The sequence below is a fragment of the Streptococcus infantis genome (assembly GCF_019929665.1).
Lineage (GTDB): Bacteria > Bacillota > Bacilli > Lactobacillales > Streptococcaceae > Streptococcus > Streptococcus infantis_H.
The window spans coordinates 1-2,036 of sequence record NZ_JAHZPZ010000014.1 but is presented as its reverse complement, the minus strand read 5'-3'; the positions used below and the strand labels follow the sequence as shown (position 1 = coordinate 2,036).

The following is a 2,036-nucleotide window of genomic DNA, read 5'->3' as shown; positions in this document are numbered from 1 at the left end:
CTAAGGCCTTGTTTAGCTGAAAGATGGGTAATTACTCATGAAACACCGCTACAAGCGTTCGCCAACTTGGGGCAACTGCCCAGCGTTTGGAGTGGTGGGAAATCTGTATAGGAAACAACCATTAAAAGCCCATCAAGGCAATCACACAAACAAAGAAACAGAGGTAAAAAACATGTTAGCGGATAAATTAGAAGCTATTTCAACAGAATTAGAAGAAATACAAGGAAGTCTTACAGGAGTTAGAAATATCATAGCTAAAAGAGCAATCAGTAGGGTATTGAATGACTTGGATGATGTTTATAATGAACTAACTAGCACAGAATACCATGAACAACAGCAAACGCTAAAGGAACAAACAGAGAAGATGAAACAGAGGGTGATTGCTGAGGTAATAGGTGAACTAGAAGAACGAGAAGAGTCTTATTACAGAAATTTTTGGGGTGATACTAAGTTTATAAAGCTACTTTCCCACTTTGATGGATTTCTTTTCTTAAACACTTACCTAGCTGAGATAACTAAAGAAAATACCCACCCAATGGAACAAAGCCAATTATTGAATTATGTATGGGAAGTCATAGCGGTTGATATCGCAAAGAAAAAACGAGGGAAAAAGAACGTTTTGGATTCATGGACAGACTCATCCTTATATACTCGTGGAATGATGATTGATTAGGAGCAATAAAATGACACTAGACTTAGACAACATGACACAAGCAGAATTTGACGAACTGATAGTAGAGATTAAGGAGAAGTACCCAAAACTTTTTCAATTTCTATCTGATTTTGTTGATAGAAAAGTGACCTATGAAGAAGTAGACGGTTTCTTGAAAATGGAACAAGTAGACCGTGTGGAATTTATCAATAATTATCAAGCGAGGAACTAATATGAATGAATTAGATTTAACCAATACACAGGCAGTTATCTTGCTTTTAGTTGTAGGTCTATTATTCCTTTATCTACATCATTTAGAGAAGTATAAAAACCCTTACAATAAACAAGCAGAAGAAACACCAAGGGGCGAATTAAATCCTTGCTATGGGCGTTATATTCAACTTGGAGCAGTATGTAAAGGGGATTAAGTATGTTTAGTTTGAGTAAAGAAAGCGAAAATGATTTAACCAATAGAATCAGCACAGTAGTAGAAAACTATCTAGCAGTCCGAGAAAGACCTAAACCACGACTAACTGGTTTAATATCAGCACAAGAAGCTATGGACGAGTTAGATATAAAATATAAAACCTTGCAAAAGTGGGAAGGTGCAGGACTAAGACGCTACCAACCACCACTAGAAGATACTAGAAAAGTCTATTACAAAGTTACGGATATTTTGAAGTTCCTGGGGGTAGATGATGGCAAAGACTAAAGTATATTTTTGGTTGAAAATTGATAAGAAATTTTTTGACAACCTATTTATTAAGCGTCTAAAAAGTATGCCTGGTGGCTATACCATGACAGTGATCTATATGCGCATGATGTTAGAAAGTCTTGAAAGTGATTGTATTCTGTATTACGAAGGGTACTTTGAAACCTTAAAAGAAGAACTGGCCTTGAAATTAGATGTTTCTGAAGATGATATATCTATGACTATAGCTTATTTTACGCAATGTGGCCTGATTCAGATTGATGAAGATAAAAATGCCGAGTTAACACAAGCAAAAGCTTTGGTACAACAAGAAACAAACCACGCTGCATATATGAGAAGCTACCGCAAAGAGCAACAAGAGAAAGAAAATAATCTTACATTGTTATCTAATAATTTTACAACGTTATCTACATGTAAGACAGAGAAAGAGATAGATAAAGAGTTAGAGCAAGATTTAAAGTTAGATATAAATAAAGAATATATAGTCGAGGGAACCTCGCCTAATGAGCAAAGCTCATCTTTCACTTTTCCTACTTGGCTTGAAGAAACAGCTATAAAAGATTTAGAGAAAACAAAACATAAAGAACTTTGGATTCCTATTGTTTATCTGAATCAAGTAGCTAATAAGAGGTATAAGTTTGTTGATAAGACAAAAAGGCTTTTACTAGCACG

The 2,036-nt window shown here is 35.1% G+C and carries 5 protein-coding genes; all 5 read left to right on the top strand.

The window, feature by feature from the left end; all coding sequences use genetic code 11:
- The first annotated feature begins 172 nt into the window (after positions 1-172).
- Positions 173-673: a hypothetical protein gene (locus K1I61_RS08890; RefSeq protein WP_223334882.1), complete on the top strand. Its 501-nt coding sequence runs from the start codon at positions 173-175 to the stop codon at positions 671-673.
- 10 nt (positions 674-683) lie between these two features.
- Complete coding sequence (locus K1I61_RS08885) at positions 684-884, top strand: hypothetical protein (RefSeq protein ID WP_223334880.1); 201 nt, start codon at positions 684-686, stop codon at positions 882-884.
- A 1-nt stretch (position 885) separates the two neighbouring features.
- A complete protein-coding gene (locus tag K1I61_RS08880) occupies positions 886-1,080 on the top strand; it encodes a hypothetical protein (protein WP_223334878.1) in 195 nt (64 codons plus the stop codon).
- Between the two features lie 2 nt (positions 1,081-1,082).
- Positions 1,083-1,364: an XRE family transcriptional regulator gene (locus K1I61_RS08875; protein ID WP_223334876.1), complete on the top strand. Its 282-nt coding sequence runs from the start codon at positions 1,083-1,085 to the stop codon at positions 1,362-1,364.
- On the top strand, positions 1,351-2,036 hold a 686-nt coding region (locus K1I61_RS08870), incomplete at its 3' end, for a phage replisome organizer N-terminal domain-containing protein (RefSeq protein WP_223334874.1). The genes K1I61_RS08875 and K1I61_RS08870, both read left to right, overlap by 14 nt.

Coding starts and splice junctions, on each gene's coding strand:
- K1I61_RS08890 (WP_223334882.1), top strand. CDS start 173: ATGTTAGCGGATAAATTAGAAGCTATTTCAACAGAATTAGAAGAAATA.
- K1I61_RS08885 (WP_223334880.1), top strand. CDS start 684: ATGACACTAGACTTAGACAACATGACACAAGCAGAATTTGACGAACTG.
- K1I61_RS08880 (WP_223334878.1), top strand. CDS start 886: ATGAATGAATTAGATTTAACCAATACACAGGCAGTTATCTTGCTTTTA.
- K1I61_RS08875 (WP_223334876.1), top strand. CDS start 1,083: ATGTTTAGTTTGAGTAAAGAAAGCGAAAATGATTTAACCAATAGAATC.